Annotated in this window: 15 protein-coding genes and 1 pseudogene; 5 read left to right on the top strand and 11 right to left on the bottom strand. The window is 63.9% G+C overall.

Annotated elements, in window-relative coordinates:
- Positions 1–66: 66 nt before the first annotated feature.
- Positions 67–459: a DUF5811 family protein gene (locus tag J1N60_RS00080; protein WP_312909685.1), complete on the bottom strand. Its 393-nt coding sequence runs from the start codon at positions 457–459 to the stop codon at positions 67–69.
- A gap of 193 nt (positions 460–652) precedes the next feature.
- Complete coding sequence (infB, locus tag J1N60_RS00075) at positions 653–2,458, bottom strand: translation initiation factor IF-2 (protein ID WP_312909684.1); 1,806 nt, start codon at positions 2,456–2,458, stop codon at positions 653–655.
- Positions 2,459–2,743: 285 nt separating this feature from the next.
- Between infB and J1N60_RS00070 the strand changes: the two genes are divergently transcribed.
- Positions 2,744–2,989 carry a PRC-barrel domain-containing protein gene (locus tag J1N60_RS00070; protein ID WP_253430099.1) on the top strand — a complete coding sequence of 82 codons (246 nt, stop codon included), beginning with the start codon at positions 2,744–2,746 and terminating at the stop codon, positions 2,987–2,989.
- 4 nt (positions 2,990–2,993) lie between these two features.
- Positions 2,994–3,458, top strand: a complete 465-nt coding sequence (locus J1N60_RS00065; protein ID WP_312909682.1) for an NOB1 family endonuclease — start codon at positions 2,994–2,996, stop codon at positions 3,456–3,458.
- An 80-nt stretch (positions 3,459–3,538) separates the two neighbouring features.
- On the opposite strand, the gene J1N60_RS00060 is transcribed toward J1N60_RS00065, so the two are convergent.
- The 6 genes from J1N60_RS00060 to J1N60_RS00035 form a co-directional block, all read right to left on the bottom strand.
- Positions 3,539–3,931 carry a DUF8048 family protein gene (locus J1N60_RS00060; RefSeq protein WP_312909681.1) on the bottom strand — a complete coding sequence of 131 codons (393 nt, stop codon included), beginning with the start codon at positions 3,929–3,931 and terminating at the stop codon, positions 3,539–3,541.
- Between the two features lie 8 nt (positions 3,932–3,939).
- Entirely contained in the window at positions 3,940–4,200 is a 261-nt protein-coding gene (locus J1N60_RS00055; RefSeq protein WP_312909680.1) for a MoaD-like domain-containing protein, read from the bottom strand.
- An 83-nt stretch (positions 4,201–4,283) separates the two neighbouring features.
- Complete coding sequence (locus J1N60_RS00050) at positions 4,284–4,562, bottom strand: ubiquitin-like small modifier protein 1 (RefSeq protein ID WP_312909679.1); 279 nt, start codon at positions 4,560–4,562, stop codon at positions 4,284–4,286.
- A gap of 153 nt (positions 4,563–4,715) precedes the next feature.
- Complete coding sequence (locus J1N60_RS00045; RefSeq protein WP_312909677.1) at positions 4,716–5,825, bottom strand: glycosyltransferase; 1,110 nt, start codon at positions 5,823–5,825, stop codon at positions 4,716–4,718.
- 212 nt (positions 5,826–6,037) lie between these two features.
- Positions 6,038–6,508 carry a hypothetical protein gene (locus J1N60_RS00040; RefSeq protein ID WP_312909675.1) on the bottom strand — a complete coding sequence of 157 codons (471 nt, stop codon included), beginning with the start codon at positions 6,506–6,508 and terminating at the stop codon, positions 6,038–6,040.
- A gap of 93 nt (positions 6,509–6,601) precedes the next feature.
- Positions 6,602–6,988, bottom strand: coding sequence for a DUF7971 family protein (locus tag J1N60_RS00035; RefSeq protein WP_312909673.1), 387 nt, complete (start codon positions 6,986–6,988; stop codon positions 6,602–6,604).
- A 223-nt stretch (positions 6,989–7,211) separates the two neighbouring features.
- On the opposite strand from J1N60_RS00035, the gene J1N60_RS00030 reads away from it, so the two are divergent.
- A complete protein-coding gene (locus J1N60_RS00030) occupies positions 7,212–8,531 on the top strand; it encodes an alpha-amylase domain-containing protein (RefSeq protein WP_312909671.1) in 1,320 nt (439 codons plus the stop codon).
- A 907-nt stretch (positions 8,532–9,438) separates the two neighbouring features.
- On the opposite strand, the gene J1N60_RS00025 is transcribed toward J1N60_RS00030, so the two are convergent.
- Positions 9,439–10,188, bottom strand: coding sequence for a sugar phosphate isomerase/epimerase family protein (locus J1N60_RS00025; RefSeq protein ID WP_312909669.1), 750 nt, complete (start codon positions 10,186–10,188; stop codon positions 9,439–9,441).
- A gap of 83 nt (positions 10,189–10,271) precedes the next feature.
- Between J1N60_RS00025 and J1N60_RS00020 the strand changes: the two are divergent.
- Positions 10,272–11,308: pseudogene (locus J1N60_RS00020) on the top strand (Cdc6/Cdc18 family protein).
- 45 nt (positions 11,309–11,353) lie between these two features.
- On the opposite strand, the gene J1N60_RS00015 reads toward J1N60_RS00020, so the two are convergent.
- On the bottom strand, positions 11,354–11,923 hold the full coding sequence (locus J1N60_RS00015) for a GMP synthase subunit A (protein ID WP_312909668.1): 570 nt from the start codon (positions 11,921–11,923) through the stop codon (positions 11,354–11,356).
- A gap of 92 nt (positions 11,924–12,015) precedes the next feature.
- Here J1N60_RS00015 and J1N60_RS00010 point away from each other — a divergent pair, with 92 nt between their 5' ends.
- Positions 12,016–12,153, top strand: coding sequence for a hypothetical protein (locus J1N60_RS00010; protein ID WP_253430069.1), 138 nt, complete (start codon positions 12,016–12,018; stop codon positions 12,151–12,153).
- Positions 12,154–12,370: 217 nt separating this feature from the next.
- Here the strand turns inward: J1N60_RS00010 and pan1 are convergent, their stop codons facing one another.
- A complete protein-coding gene (pan1, locus tag J1N60_RS00005; RefSeq protein ID WP_312909667.1) occupies positions 12,371–13,588 on the bottom strand; it encodes a proteasome-activating nucleotidase Pan1 in 1,218 nt (405 codons plus the stop codon).
- Positions 13,589–13,626 lie beyond the last annotated feature (38 nt).

Below are 13,626 nucleotides of genomic sequence, written 5' to 3'. Positions count from 1 at the left end.
ATTCGCTGCGTTCAGAGTAATCGATGGGCGGAAAGACGGGTGGACGGCAGAAAGTGGATTAGACGACTACCGGGCTGTCGGCGTCACGTCGTCGCTGACGGCGTGTTTTACCTGCAAGGCGGCACTTGCGGCCAGCCCCCGGGCGACCTCGTCGCGGTCGTCGGCACTGATGAGGTCCTCCGGAGTATTTTCGAGGTCGGGCGTGAATCCGGCGCTGACTGGATGGCCAATCGGCGGCTGGACGGCTACGAGCGCCTGCGGCCCGGAGACGCCGTCGGCGACGTCCGCGTCGACGATGTACTCGTCGGGGAGGAACTCCCGCGTCCGGGCGGCGATCTGGCTGACGGTCCGCTGGAGTGTTCGCTTTTGCTCGAGTGACAGTTCGGGAACGTCCGCCGCGGCCCGCTGTCCGGCCTGTGTAACTCCCGGCAACCCCGCGTACGGCGTATTTCCGTTCATGAGAACTCGCTACTTCCGATTGGGGATGGCGCCTAAAAAACGTTCCCTTCGTGACAGTCGATGTCACGCCCGGCTACGGGGCAGCGTTTTCACGCCCGGCTACAGGATCTCGATTTCACTCCGATCTCGAGGAGTTGATATTACGTCCAGCGACGGGGTGGACCAGGCCACCTCGAGCCGCCAATCGGCGTCGCTACTTACCCCAGAACGGATCCCGCTTGCGGTGTTTCTCGAGGTACATGTTCAGCGCTTCGAGTTCGTCGGCGGGGATCTCACTGGTGAGTTCCTGCTCGAGAATCTTGGCGTGCTTCTCGGGGACTTCCGTCCACAGGAGGTCGCCCTCCTTGACCTGCCGCCCGATGGTCGGCCCGTCGATGGCCACCGAGACGCGCTCGCCTGCGCGGGCCTCGTCGACGTCTTCGCCCTGCTCCTGAATGCCCTTGACCTGTCCAACGCGCGTCGGTTCGTTGTCCTCCCACTTCGCGACGAAGGAGTTGTTCTGGAGCGTCCCGGAGTAGATCTCGACGCCGACGACGGCGGGATCGTTCTGGCGGAAGACGTGGTCCTCGAGCACGCGGAACCGGGACGGGCGGGTGATGTTGTCGAGGATGGTATCCTGCTGGGCGCGCTCGATCTCCTCGACGTGCTCGGTGTAGCCCTCGACGAGTTGATAGATCACGTCGTCGGTGAACAGCTCCACGTCGTCGATTTCGGCCCGGCGCTTGGCGTCGGCGAGGACGTCGACGCTGAACCCGAGGACGGCGCGCTGTTTCGCGTCGTCCGCGGTCGAGGCGACCGAGATGTCCCGCGGCGCGACGTCGCCGACTTCGGCTCTGACGATCGGAATCTCGGCTTCGCCGAGGGCGTCGGCCATCGCCTCGAGGCTGCCCAGGGTGTCGGCTTTGACGACGACGCCCTCCTCCTCGGTGTCGACGGCGATGTCCGCGAGTTCGGACTCGACTTCGGCGACGACGTCCTCGAGGGGGCGGTCCCGGATCACGCGGACCGGGGCGCCCGCCATCGCGTCCTCGAGGTCCGGCGCGGCGACCTTGATCCCGGCGGCTGCGCCGACTTCTTCGACGTTGTCGAAGCGGCTCTCGGTCCGAATTTCGGCGAGCGGCCGGGGCTGGAGCAGGGCGCGGACCTCGGTCACGATGGGATCGTTCAGTCCGCCGACGACGATAGTGTCGTCGCTGCGAATCGTTCCGTCGTAGAGGACGGTGTCGATCGTGGTACCGAATCCTTTCTCTTCTTTGACTTCCAGCACGGTGCCGACGCCGGGACCGGCGACGTCGATCTCCATCTCCTCTTTCATGTAGCGCTGGGAGAGCCCCATCATCACGGCGAGTAAGTCGGGGACGCCCTCGCCGGTGAGCGCGGAGACGGGGACGACGCCGACGTTGCGCTGGAAGTTCTGGACGCGCCAGTAGAGGTCGGCGGAGAAGTCGTGGTCGGAGAGGTTACCGATGATCGTGTAGAGGCTCTCGTCCAGTCGCTGGCGGGTTCGATCGGACTGGGACTCGTAGGTCTGGGTAATTGGGGCGTCCTCGTGGACGTTCCAGCCGGGGACGGTGTCGATCTTGTTCGCGGCGACGATGAACGGCGTCTGGGAGCGCTTGAGAATGTCCAGCGCCTCGAGCGTCTGGGGCTGGAAGCCGTCGTTGACGTCGACGACGAGGATGGCGATGTCCGCGAGCGCGCCCCCGCGCGAGCGAAGCGTGGTGAACGAGTGGTGACCGGGCGTGTCGATGAAGAGGAGTCCGGGGAGGTCGAAGTCGTCCGGATCGACGAGTTCGCCGGCGATCGAGGAGACGACCTCGAGCGGAACGGCGGTCGCGCCGATGTGCTGGGTGATCGCCCCTGCTTCGCCCTCGATGACCGCGGAGCCGCGGATCTTGTCGAGGAGACTGGTCTTACCGTGGTCGACGTGTCCCAGGACCGCGACGATCGGGGTCCTGAGGGCCGCTGGATCGTGTGTATCCGAGTCAGTGTCCGACATAGTGAACCACCCGAGAAGGTCTTATCCGTATCGTCCGTTGCCCGGTAGTTAAACCCATCGTCACCGGATTCTCCGCGCGTCAGCTGGTCGGGCGGTCGAGGTGGTCGTCCCCGAACCGTAGTGGTGCTCGCGCCCTCGACGAGTGAGTCCTCGAGCGACGGCTATAGTCTTCGAGGGGATACGCACGTACTCCGCTACTCAGTTTCGAGGCTCCGTCTGCTCGAGGGGCGACGTCCGTCTGACGGCTCCCATGTCTTTAATAGTCACTAGTCAGTACGAGGGGGTATGAGCGAGATACTCGCCGAGAACCTCTCGGGGAAGTCCGTCATGGGTTCTGACGGGACTGAACTGGGGCTGCTCTACAACATCACGATGGACATCAACTCGGGCAAACTCCACGACCTTGTGGTCGACCCCGACGAACAACTCCCCTCCCGTTCGGTCGACTTCGACCGAAACGACGCCGGCCGCTTTCTCATCCCCGTCAGCCGCGTGCAGGCGGTGAAAGACTACATCGTCGTCCAACGCTAACGGTATGTACATTCTCGATTCGTCGGCCTTTATTCACGACTTTCACACCACCGAACAGACAGCCACGATTCCGCTCGTCCGCGAGGAACTCGAGGGGGAGAGCGTCTACCGCTACGACGCCATGGAGGGGTCGGGCATGCACGTGCACATTCCCAACGGCGACACCACCGAGAAGGTTCGCCGGGCCGCGAAGGAGTCGGGCGACCTCGACGTGCTCTCGGACACCGACGTTCGCCTCGTGGCCGCCGCGTTCGAACTCGACGCCGTGCTCGTGACCGACGACTACGCGATGCAAAACGTCGCCGAGCGCCTGACCGTCACCGTCGAACCGATCGCGCGCGAGGGCATCGAGGAAGAGCGCGAGTGGACTTTCCAGTGCCAGGGCTGTGGACGGGAGTACGACGAACAGAAAGACCGATGCCCGATCTGTGGGGCCGAACTCGCCCGGAAGAATCCGGGCTCGAGCTAACCCTTCCAATCCTTCTCGCGCATTTCCGGGCGCGTATCCGAGCGTATTCGGTGCTCGCTTGACGCTCGTTCGACCTGCCGTCAACCAGTCATACCTCGCTCGTCAGCGGCGGGACGGCCGATACAGACCGGCTCGCGAATCTCCAGTGCCGTCTCGAACTCGTCCTCGCGGTCGCGGCGGCGCCCGATCCGACGAAACTGTTCGGCGTGTGCGCGCGAGACGGCGTCCCACTCGCGCTCCTCGAGTGCGAGCGTCGACCCGATCTGCTCCCAGAACCCGGTTTCGAACAGTAATACGATCCGGTCGTCGTCCTCGTAGGGGCACTCCGCCGATCGACGATATCGGTCGAGATCGGCCGCGAGGTAGTGTTGAACCCGTTCCACGAGATCCGGAAGCCGTGACGGCGGGACGCTCGCTTTCGCCGCCGCGAGCAGGAGGATCTGACCCTCGATCGGCTCGTCGGCGACCGTCATCGCCAATCTCACCCTCCAGCCCGCATCGCCTTCTGGGCGAACGCGGGAACGAGTTCCTCGAGCACGTCCTCCTCGCCGTCGAAGACGACGGTCACCTCGGTCAGCGTCAACGTCGGCCCGATCCCGACCGTCTCGGCGTCGAACTGGGCTCGCCAGCCGTCTCCCTTGACGACGTCGTCTGCCACTCGCTCGCCGCCCAAATTCTCGAGGTAGCGGACGGCGAGTCGCTCGGAAATCCCCCGGAAGGAGCGTTCGACGCGCGTGGTCATTGGATCAGTTTCGTGGAGAGTGCCCATAAACGTGCGTTCGGCGGCAGTTGTCCGCCCGCGCTCGACTTACCCTTTCGAGCGAATCAGCCGCCAGCGACGGGTGGAAACACCGACAGTCGGTCGCCTTCCTCGAGGTCGGTGTCGACGCCGGCCATGTGGACCACGTCCCGGCCGTTCTTTAGCACGCTCAGTTGCGGCCGAATCGCGCCGTCCTCGAGCAGTTCTCCCTCGAGGCCCTGGTACTCTTCCTCGAGTCCCGCGAGCACGTCGCCGACGGTCGCGCCGTCCTCGACCGTTCTCGAGAGGTCCTTCTGGCCGACGGCTTCGCGAAACGTGGCGAAAAATCGAAGATCGAGTTCCATGCGCTCGAATTGACGCGACGAGACTTAAGTGCCCGCGGTCGGGCCTGTTGGGAATCAGTCTCGAGTCGAACGTTCGGTGCGTCCCATGACTGCTCCTGAAACCGTTTCCGAGACCCTTCCCGAACCGCTCCTGAAACCGCTTCTCGAGACCGCTCAGACGAGTCGATCGTATATCTCGGACAGTTGCTCGATGGAGTGGTCTACCGAGAGCATCGCTCGTCGCCGGCGACAGAGGTCGGCCAGACGGTCGTGTTCATCGAGACAGCGCGTGATCGCCCACTGAAGGTCTCCGATCGATCCGCGCCGGTAGCGGTAGCCGGTTTCGCCCTGGATCACCGAATCGGTCAGTGCCCCTTCGTCGACAGCGACGACGGGCGTCCCGCAGGCAGTCGCCTCGAGGGCCACGAGCCCCTGGGTCTCGACCGGGCTCGGGAAGATGAACACGTCGAGGGCGGCATAAAACGCCGGCAACTCCTCGCGCTCGAGGAAGCCGAGGAATCTGACGTCGGCGTCCACCTTGGCCGCGTGCTCCTCGAGGGCCTCGCGAGCGGGTCCGTCGCCGCCGAGGACGAGCGTCATCCGCGTTCCGTCCACGGCGTCGATCGCCTCCTCGAGGTTCTTCTCTTCGCCGTGGCGACCCGTGTAGCCGAGCAGCGGGCGGTCGTCGGGGAGATCGTATCGATTGCGAAATGAGGTCGGATCGACTGGCCGGAAGAAGTCGGTGTCGATGCCGTTCGAGACCACCGTCACGTCGACGTCGGCCTCGACGGTCTCGAGCAAGTGATCGCGGGCGAAGGAGGTCGGCGCGGTGACGTGGTCGACGCGCTCGAAGAACGTGCGCTCGTAGAGCCGGCAGGTCCGCTTGACGCCGTCGAGGACGTTACCGGAGACGTGCTGGCTGGCCCGGTCGTCCAGGAGGGTGTGATAGGAGGCGACGACGGGCACGTCGCGCTTGCGGGCGAAGCGAATCCCGGCGAAACCGATGGTGAAGGGCGTGTGGACGTGGACGACGTCCGGCGTCTCGAGGTCGTCTGGAATCGAGGGAAGCCCGAGGCGGTACTGGGGGTAAAGCGGCGCGCGAACGCTTCGAATCGGGTACTCGCCGGGGCCAGCCTCGTAGCCGTCCATCTCCGGGTAGACGATGGGCATCGCCGTCCGTTGCTGGCGCCAGCGCTTGCGCCAGAGCTGGATCGTGTAGGTGACGCCGTTGACCGTGGGGAGGTAGAGGTCCGTGAAGGCGGCGACCGTCTCCGTCCGGGTCATGGGTCGTGGTTCGAACGCGGGGGTCGAATAGGTTGCGTTGTCGATACGTTCTCACCTCGAGTTCGTCTCGAGGTCGCCTTACGTTCGTCTCGAGATGCGAACCGAGACCTCTCGAGGCACGGTGCGAAAGGCCTCGAGGAACGGTACGGACGGCCAGGAGATGCACCACGGACCGTCTCGAGGTCGACGGCACGCCGAAGCACTGCACTCGTCTAGTCCACGACGAACTCGATTCCGTGACCTCGCAACAATGACCGCATCCGATCGACGCCGCCCGACGTATCCCAGCCGTCGCCGACGTAGTGCTTGTACGGGTGGCGAAGCCAGGAGTACTCCCGGTGGGCGAACACGTCGACGGCGTCTCGCCCGTCCTGAAACAGCGTCACGTGTAGCTGCCAGTCGGCCAGCGGCGACCGCCGTCGCACCCAGCTTCCAGCCGAGAAACGGCCGTCCTCGTGGACCTTCAGCGAGGCGATCGGTTCCGGGGAAAACGCCATCGCCTCGAGGTCCGGCCGAAACGCTCGCAGGTCTCGTTCGATGGTTCCGACGTACTCAGACGGGTGCTGGGTACACGTGGCGAACCCGCCCAGCGGCTCTTTGATTCGGTGCAGTGTCGGGAGCACACGCCGGCGAAGTCGCGTCGTCGCGTCCAGGTCAGCGCCGTCCTCGTCCCTCGCGTTCACGCCCCTTTCTACCGTAGATGCGAAGAAAATCGTTGCGTCTGCATTCGCAACCGACTGTTTCGAACGGAAGACTATCTGACCGGCTGTCAGCACTCACCGGTCCCGGAGACGAATCCCGTCTTGGACCAGTCGGGAGTTTCGCTCCCGGTCGAGGTACGTCGCGAGGTCCTCGTGTTCGTACAGTTGGGCAATGACGTCCGCGTAGAGCGTTCGCCACGCGATGGCGTAAATCGGCGACTGCCCCCACGCCCGGAGTTCGGGAACGAACGTATCGTAGGTCTCGAGTCGATCCTCGAAGTGCTCGATCGCGTCGAGGACGTGGCCGGCGGCTTCTGCGTCGTCGTCAGCGTCTTCGATGATGCGATTCAATCGGCTCTCCCAATCAGCGACGGCATGTTGCATGTCCATCGCCGTGTCACCGCTGTCGTCGGGAAGTCGCTCGAGTACCGGTTCCGGAACGCCGAGTGAAATCTCGTCCATACCGGAGGGTGTCGGTGAGTGGTAAAGAAACCACGGTGGATACACGCCGATTTCATCAGCGCTAGGACGACAGATTCCGGTTTCTATCCTGCTCGCTCACGGCTTTCACGCTCTCCTCGAATTCACATGGTGAGGTCGCCGATACTCCTTCTTCGAGTAGCTGTTAATTGTAATTTAAAATTACAAAATACATATGTTGGATGTAATAGTACCTCGTACTTGTATGTCTGAGAAAGACACTCACGGCGAACGTGCACAGGAGTCACCGACGATCAGCAGGCGGAACGTCGTTCGTGGAGCAGCGACGACCGGGCTGGCGCTCGCCGGCCTCGGATCGGCCTCGACGGTGTCGGCTGCCGGGGAACGAGCGTTCTTTCAGTACTTCCACGAAACGTGGCCGACCATCACCGACAACCTCTGGAAGGTCGCCGACCGCGGGTACGACGGCATCTGGATCCAGGCGCCCCAGGAGAGCGAACTGACCTGGGCGGACCAGGACGGACGCAATGACCCACCGCTCGGCTACCAGCCCGTCGACTTCCGTTCCTTCGATAGCGAGTTCGGCACCGAAGCCGACTTGCAACGGCTCATCGACACCGCCCACGACAACGGCCTCGAAGTGTACGTCGACTGCGTGATGAACCACATGGCCGCCGACCGGGGGTACGACTTCCCGCAGTTCGACGAGGAGCACTTCCATACGCACGTCGGCTCCATCGACGACTGGAACGACGAGCACCAGGTCGAACACGGCGACCTGCTCGGGCTCAAGGACCTCGCCCAGCTCGAGGCCCACGGCCACGAGGACACGGCGCCGTACGTCCGCGAGCAGCTGTACAACTACATGCAGAAAATCGCGAGTTTCGGGGCGGACGGCTACCGGTACGACGCGGTCAAACACGTCGAGGCCGAGTTCTGGGACCAGTACGCGAATCCCTGGGCCGACGAGTTCGGCATGAACCGCGTCGGTGAGGTGTTCGACGGCAGCGTCGACTACGTCCAGAACTACGTGGATACGGGAATGGACGCCTTCGATTACCCGCTGTACTTCGTCCTTGAGTCGGTCTTCGACTACGGCGACATGAGCCAGCTCGAGGGAGCTGGACTGAAGGCACAGGACCCGTGGCACGCGTGGCCCTTCGTCCAGAACCACGACGAGGGTGCACCGCCGCAGTACCACCTCGCCCACGCGCACGTCCTCACGATCGAGGGGACGCCGATGGTGTACAACCTCTACCCCGATAGCATCCTCGACGACGACGCGATCAACAACATGGTCTGGGTCAAGAAGAATCTCGCGGGCGGAGCGACCTACTGGCGCCACGCCGACTCCGATCTCGCGATTTACGAGCGGGACAACAATCTGCTCGTCGGGTTGAACAACAACACGAACGACTGGAAGGGCCAGTGGGTGTACACGACCTGGCGCAACGAGACGCTCAACGACTACAGCGGGAACGCCGGCGACGTCGAGGTCAACGGTGACGGCTGGGTCGAAGTCTGGGTCCCGCCGGAGGGATGGGTGTTCTACGCGCCGTACTGACTTCCCTACGCAGTCGGCTATTTTTCCGGTCGTGCTCAAGGCCCGAGCTGCGTCCACGGACTCCAATTTAATATATCATAATGGGGTTTATTAGGCTCTCGTCGACCTGCTCTATTCGTCGAAATCGAACGCAAAATCTCCGAAAACGTGCTCACGGCCGGTCCGGAACCTGTCGATCGGCGATCTTCCTCGACCAGCTCTCGAGAGTGAATCTACGGTCCGTCGAATCGGCGCCGCGTTTCAGCGGCGGCTCTCAGCCCGGGATCGATTCGCCGACTCCCCCATCCGGGATCGATAGTGCGCCTTCGGCCGGTTACGTTCCAGTTGAATTACCAGACTCGAGAGGGAATCCGGACCGGGAGCTTCCTGAGACCGTGACGCCGAATCGGCGTCGGTAGCGGCCCGACGGTACGAACGGCGACCGAAGGCTGGAAAGGTCTCCAGGAGAGGGTGTCCCGTCGTCGGCTAGTGATGTCATATTCGCACGCCCCGGCCGACGGTGCCTCTCGAGTGCTATCCGACGGCCAACTGTCGATTCTCCGTATTTCGGATTCGAAGATGCTACTGCCCTCTCTCACGGTCGACGAAACAGGGCCTCGAGCGAGGGTGAGTTCGAACTCGAGACCCAGGGGGTCGCGGTCGCGAAACCGGGTACGACGTTCGCAGCTATGAGCATATGATTGATATTCTCCCGTTCGTGTACGCCGACAAGGTACGCCCACTCGCCAGTATCGCGTCAGCCCGCAATCGTGGAGTCCATCGGACGCCGTCCACGAACGTTCTTCGCTACCTGCGCTCGACAGCGATTGCCTGTCCTCTCCTCGGCTTCTCGGGTACTCACCGCCACGATATACCGCATTTCGATATACAAATTCGTCCTGGTCGGCCCGAGAGGACGGGTCCCGAACTATCGGCCGAGCAAGTCCACCATGGTCTCGGCGTCGCGCTCGAGAGTCCGTTCCGGGTCCGACGGATCGTCGTGTTCGTAGACGAGCCACGTCGCGCCTGCTTCCTGGGCGGCGTCGACGCAGGCCTCGAGCGGGACCGAGCTCGTCCCGAGGGCGCACGGCTCGTCGCCGTCGACGTCTTTCAGGTGAACCAGCGGGATCTGCTTGCCGTAGCGCTCGAGGAGGGACACGGGGTCGCGACCCGCGGCGTGAGCCCATCCCACGTCTAGCTCGAGCGTCACGGGAGTCCCTGCGAGGGCGCCGGCCAGAACGTCGAAGGCGTCGCGCTGGTCGTCCACGTCTGATTCGATCGCAGAGAACTCCTGCGTATGATTGTGATAGGAGCACGAATACCCCTTGTCGGTGAGTCGTTTGCCCAGCGTCGCAAGCCGCTGGGCCGTCTCCTCGATCGCACGACGAGACCGAAACGAATCGGCATCGAGCCACGGAACGACGATCCGCTCGCAGCCGACCGTTTCGTAGGGGCGGACGGCGGCCTCGAGGTCGGCCTCGAGGTCCTCGATCGGGACGTGAGCGGCCATCGCCTCGAGCCCCGTCCGCTCGAGCGCGTCGGCGACGGCCTCGGGATCCGCGTCGTCGAGTCCCGCCAGCTCGACGCCCTCGAGCCCAGTTCGCGCCACGAGTTCGAGTTTCTCGGGAAGCGATCGATCGAGCCTTCGCAAGGAGTACAGCTGAACGGCGGTGTGCATACGCCGCGTACGGACGCCGGCGTAAAGAGTGCACGCGGCGAGCCACGACCGTTTATGGTCCTCGAGCGCACACTCGTCGTATCGTGATCGTCGATCCGCGCGTCCTCCAGGAGGACTTCGTTCCGAGCGAGGTGGTCCACCGTCACGACGAGGTCTCCCACCTCTCGGAGACGCTCGAGCCGATCCTTCACGGGGACCGCCCGGAGACGACCTTTCTCCTGGGGCCGACGGGCGTCGGCAAGACCTGTATCGCGCGATACACGCTCGATCGCTTGCAGGAAAAGCGACCCGACGTACAGGTCGCCTACGTCAACTGCTGGCAGGACCACACCCGATATCGCGTGCTGTACGCGATTCTCGACGCGCTCGGACTCGCGCTCGAGGTCCATCGCTCGACGCCGAAGGACGAACTGTTCGACCGCCTCGCAGCGGCGAACGACCAGCTCGTCGTTGCCATCCTCGACGAGGTCGACCAGCTCGAGGAGACGACGGCCCTGTACGACCTCCACCGGTTGGGGCACGTCTCGCTGGTGTTGATCGCCAACCGCGAGGCCGAACTCTTCGCCGGGTTCGACGACCGCGTCCGCTCTCGCCTGCGCGCCGGGACGCGCGTGCAGTTCGACCGCTATTCGACCGAGGAACTGGTCGCGATCCTTCGAGAACGAGCGAAACAGGGCCTCGAGCCGGGCGCCGTCGAGGACGACCAGCTTCATCGGATCGCGCAGGCAGCGGGCGGCGACGCCCGCGTCGGCATCGGCATCCTGCGTTCGGCAGCCCGGATCGAGATGCGCCGCGGCGACGGGACGCTCTCGGACGAGGCGCTCGAGGAGGCGATTCCCGACACCAGGGAGCGATTCGTCGGGAGACCATCGACGGCCTGATCGAACACCAGCGGGTGCTCTACGACGTCGTCGACGAGGCGGGCGAGATCGAACCAAGCGCGCTCTACGCCGAGTACGAGCGACGGGTGGACGACCCCAAGACGTCGCGGACGCTCCGGAACTATCTGACGAAGATGGTTCACTACGACCTGATCGAGGCCGTCGGCAGCAAGCGGGGGCGGACGTATCGGGTGGTCGGCGATCGATCCGAGCCAGAGAGTGAATCAGCCGGAGAGTGAGTAGCCTCGAGCCGCCAGGGGACGGCAGACACGATGCGGTAGCCGTCAGTGCGTCGCTTCCGCCGACGCCAGACAGATTTCGAGGAAGTTCTCGAACACTTCCTCGCCCTCTTCGGTGTGGGCCACCTCGGGGTGCCACTGGACGCCGTAGAGGTCCCGGTCCGTGTCGCTCATGGCCTCGACGCCGCAGACGTCGCTCGAGGCCGTGCAGGTGAACCCCTCGGGTAGCGTTTTGACCTCGTCGGCGTGACTCGCCCAGACGCGCGTCTCGGGGGCCAGCGATCCGATGAGCGGGTCGTCCTCCTCGAGCACCTCGACGGTGACGTCGGCGTAGCCGCCGTAGTCGCCGCTCCCGACCTCGCCGCCGGGTTCGAGGGCCATGAGTTGCATGCCAAGACAGATGCCCAGGACGGGGCGGTCGTCCTCGAGGTAGGCGGTACTCTGGCCAATGCGGTCCATGTCGGGGCCACCCGAGAGGATGATACCGTCGGCCTCGACGTCTTCGGGCGGCGTCTCGTTGTCGACCAGCGTGCAGTCGACGCCGAGGTCGCGCAGCGCACGCTGTTCCAGGTGGGTGAACTGTCCGTGATTGTCCACCACGGCGATTGTCGTCATTGCAGCGAAGTAGCCACTCGAGCGATAAAAACGGTCCGAACGATGGCTGGCGTTCCCGGTACGTTTATGATCGCTTCGGCGGAGAATCGAGTATGGCACTCGATCTCTCGGCGTACGAGCATCCAACGTGGCTCACAGCCCTCGGCACGGGTGCAGGCTACCTGGCGATTCTCGGGCTGATGACCGTCGCGCTGTTCCTGGTTCCCTGGGCCCTTTTCGCGACGCTGTAGCACCTGCGTTCGTTTTTGCCCTCGACGTTTGCTCTTGAGATTCACCTTCGAGATCACCTCGAGATTCGACCGACAGTCTCGAGGAGGAGCGATCACTCGAGTCACGCGGTAATCGATCGAGAGTGGTGACTCGACGGCTACTCGTAGATTCAGGTATCGAAATCGAAGAAGACGCGAACGCGAAAAGAGTCTCGCTCGGGATTCAGGCGCTCGAGGCTCAGGCGAACGTCTTCGAGACCTCGGGGTCCTCGGTGGACTCGGCCTGGACTTTCTCCCAGGCGTCGTAGAAGTCCTTCATCCGGATCTCCGTGCGGTCGTCGCGGATGGCGAACATCCCGGCCTCGGTGCAGATAGCCTTGACGTCGGCCCCGGAGGCCTCGGGCGTCTCGGCGGCCAGCTGGGCGAAGTCGACGTCGTCGGCGACGTTCATGTTCCGGGTGTGGATCTGGAAGATCAGCTCCCGTCCTTCCTCGGTCGGCTTCGGGACCTCGATGAGGCGATCGAACCGGCCGGGACGGAGGATTGCCCGGTCGAGCATGTCGAAGCGGTTCGTTGCGGCGATGATGCGGATGTCGCCGCGCTCCTCGAAGCCGTCCATCTCGCTCAGCAGCTGCATCATCGTCCGCTGGACCTCGGCGTCGCCGGAGGTCTTCGACTCGGTACGCTTGGCGGCGATGGCATCGATTTCGTCGATGAAGATGACCGCGGGTTCGTGCTCGCGGGCGACGTCGAAGAGGTCACGGACCAGCTTCGCCCCTTCCCCGATGAACTTGTGGACGAGTTCGGAGCCGGCCATCTTGATGAACGTCGCGTCGGTCTGGTTGGCGACCGCTTTGGCGAGCATCGTCTTCCCCGTCCCCGGCGGTCCGTAGAGCAGGACGCCACTCGGCGGATCGATGCCAACCTCGTCGAACATCTCGGGGCTCTTCAGGGGCATCTCGACCGTCTCGCGAACTTCCTGCATCTGCTCGTCGAGGCCGCCGATGTCCTCGTAGCTCACGTCGGGGCTCTCGGTGACTTCCATCACCCGGGCCCGGACGTCGGTCTCGTTCGAGAGGGACTTGACGATCGACAGCGAGTTGTTGACGGCGACGCGGGCGTCGGGCTCTAAGTCGCCACGCATCTCCTCGGTGACCTCGGTCAGCGCCTCCTGGTTGTTGCCGTGCTGTTTGATGATGACGCCCTCGTCGGTCATCTCCTGGACGGTGGCGACGAACAGCGGCGACTGCTTGAGCTTCTTGTTCTCGTGGGTCAGACGCTCGAGTTTCTGCTGGTACTTGTTGTTCTCGGCGTTCGCGTCGAGGAGCTTGTCCCGCATCTCCTCGTTCTGGGATTCGAGGAGTTCCAGACGCTCCTCGAGAGCCCGTATTTTCTCCTGTTGAGACGCCTCGTCCTCGTCGTACGGGACTTCGACGTCGTCCACAGTATCGGTCATTACGCACTGGTAGGGCATTCCATCATAAGAGACTTCGG

It is taken from the genome of Natronosalvus caseinilyticus (assembly GCF_017357105.1).
Taxonomy (GTDB): domain Archaea; phylum Halobacteriota; class Halobacteria; order Halobacteriales; family Natrialbaceae; genus Natronosalvus; species Natronosalvus caseinilyticus.
This window is presented reverse-complemented; position numbering and strand designations above follow the sequence as displayed.

Bases quoted from the DNA above. Each gene is read 5' to 3' on its own strand.
- J1N60_RS00080 (WP_312909685.1), bottom strand. From the start codon at position 459: ATGAACGGAAATACGCCGTACGCGGGGTTGCCGGGAGTTACACAGGCC.
- J1N60_RS00070 (WP_253430099.1), top strand. From the start codon at position 2,744: ATGAGCGAGATACTCGCCGAGAACCTCTCGGGGAAGTCCGTCATGGGT.
- J1N60_RS00065 (WP_312909682.1), top strand. From the start codon at position 2,994: ATGTACATTCTCGATTCGTCGGCCTTTATTCACGACTTTCACACCACC.
- J1N60_RS00010 (WP_253430069.1), top strand. From the start codon at position 12,016: ATGGCACTCGATCTCTCGGCGTACGAGCATCCAACGTGGCTCACAGCC.
- infB (WP_312909684.1), bottom strand. From the start codon at position 2,458: ATGTCGGACACTGACTCGGATACACACGATCCAGCGGCCCTCAGGACC.
- J1N60_RS00045 (WP_312909677.1), bottom strand. From the start codon at position 5,825: ATGACCCGGACGGAGACGGTCGCCGCCTTCACGGACCTCTACCTCCCC.
- pan1 (WP_312909667.1), bottom strand. From the start codon at position 13,588: ATGACCGATACTGTGGACGACGTCGAAGTCCCGTACGACGAGGACGAG.
- J1N60_RS00025 (WP_312909669.1), bottom strand. From the start codon at position 10,188: ATGCACACCGCCGTTCAGCTGTACTCCTTGCGAAGGCTCGATCGATCG.
- J1N60_RS00050 (WP_312909679.1), bottom strand. From the start codon at position 4,562: ATGGAACTCGATCTTCGATTTTTCGCCACGTTTCGCGAAGCCGTCGGC.
- J1N60_RS00055 (WP_312909680.1), bottom strand. From the start codon at position 4,200: ATGACCACGCGCGTCGAACGCTCCTTCCGGGGGATTTCCGAGCGACTC.
- J1N60_RS00015 (WP_312909668.1), bottom strand. From the start codon at position 11,923: ATGACGACAATCGCCGTGGTGGACAATCACGGACAGTTCACCCACCTG.
- J1N60_RS00035 (WP_312909673.1), bottom strand. From the start codon at position 6,988: ATGGACGAGATTTCACTCGGCGTTCCGGAACCGGTACTCGAGCGACTT.
- J1N60_RS00060 (WP_312909681.1), bottom strand. From the start codon at position 3,931: ATGACGGTCGCCGACGAGCCGATCGAGGGTCAGATCCTCCTGCTCGCG.
- J1N60_RS00030 (WP_312909671.1), top strand. From the start codon at position 7,212: ATGTCTGAGAAAGACACTCACGGCGAACGTGCACAGGAGTCACCGACG.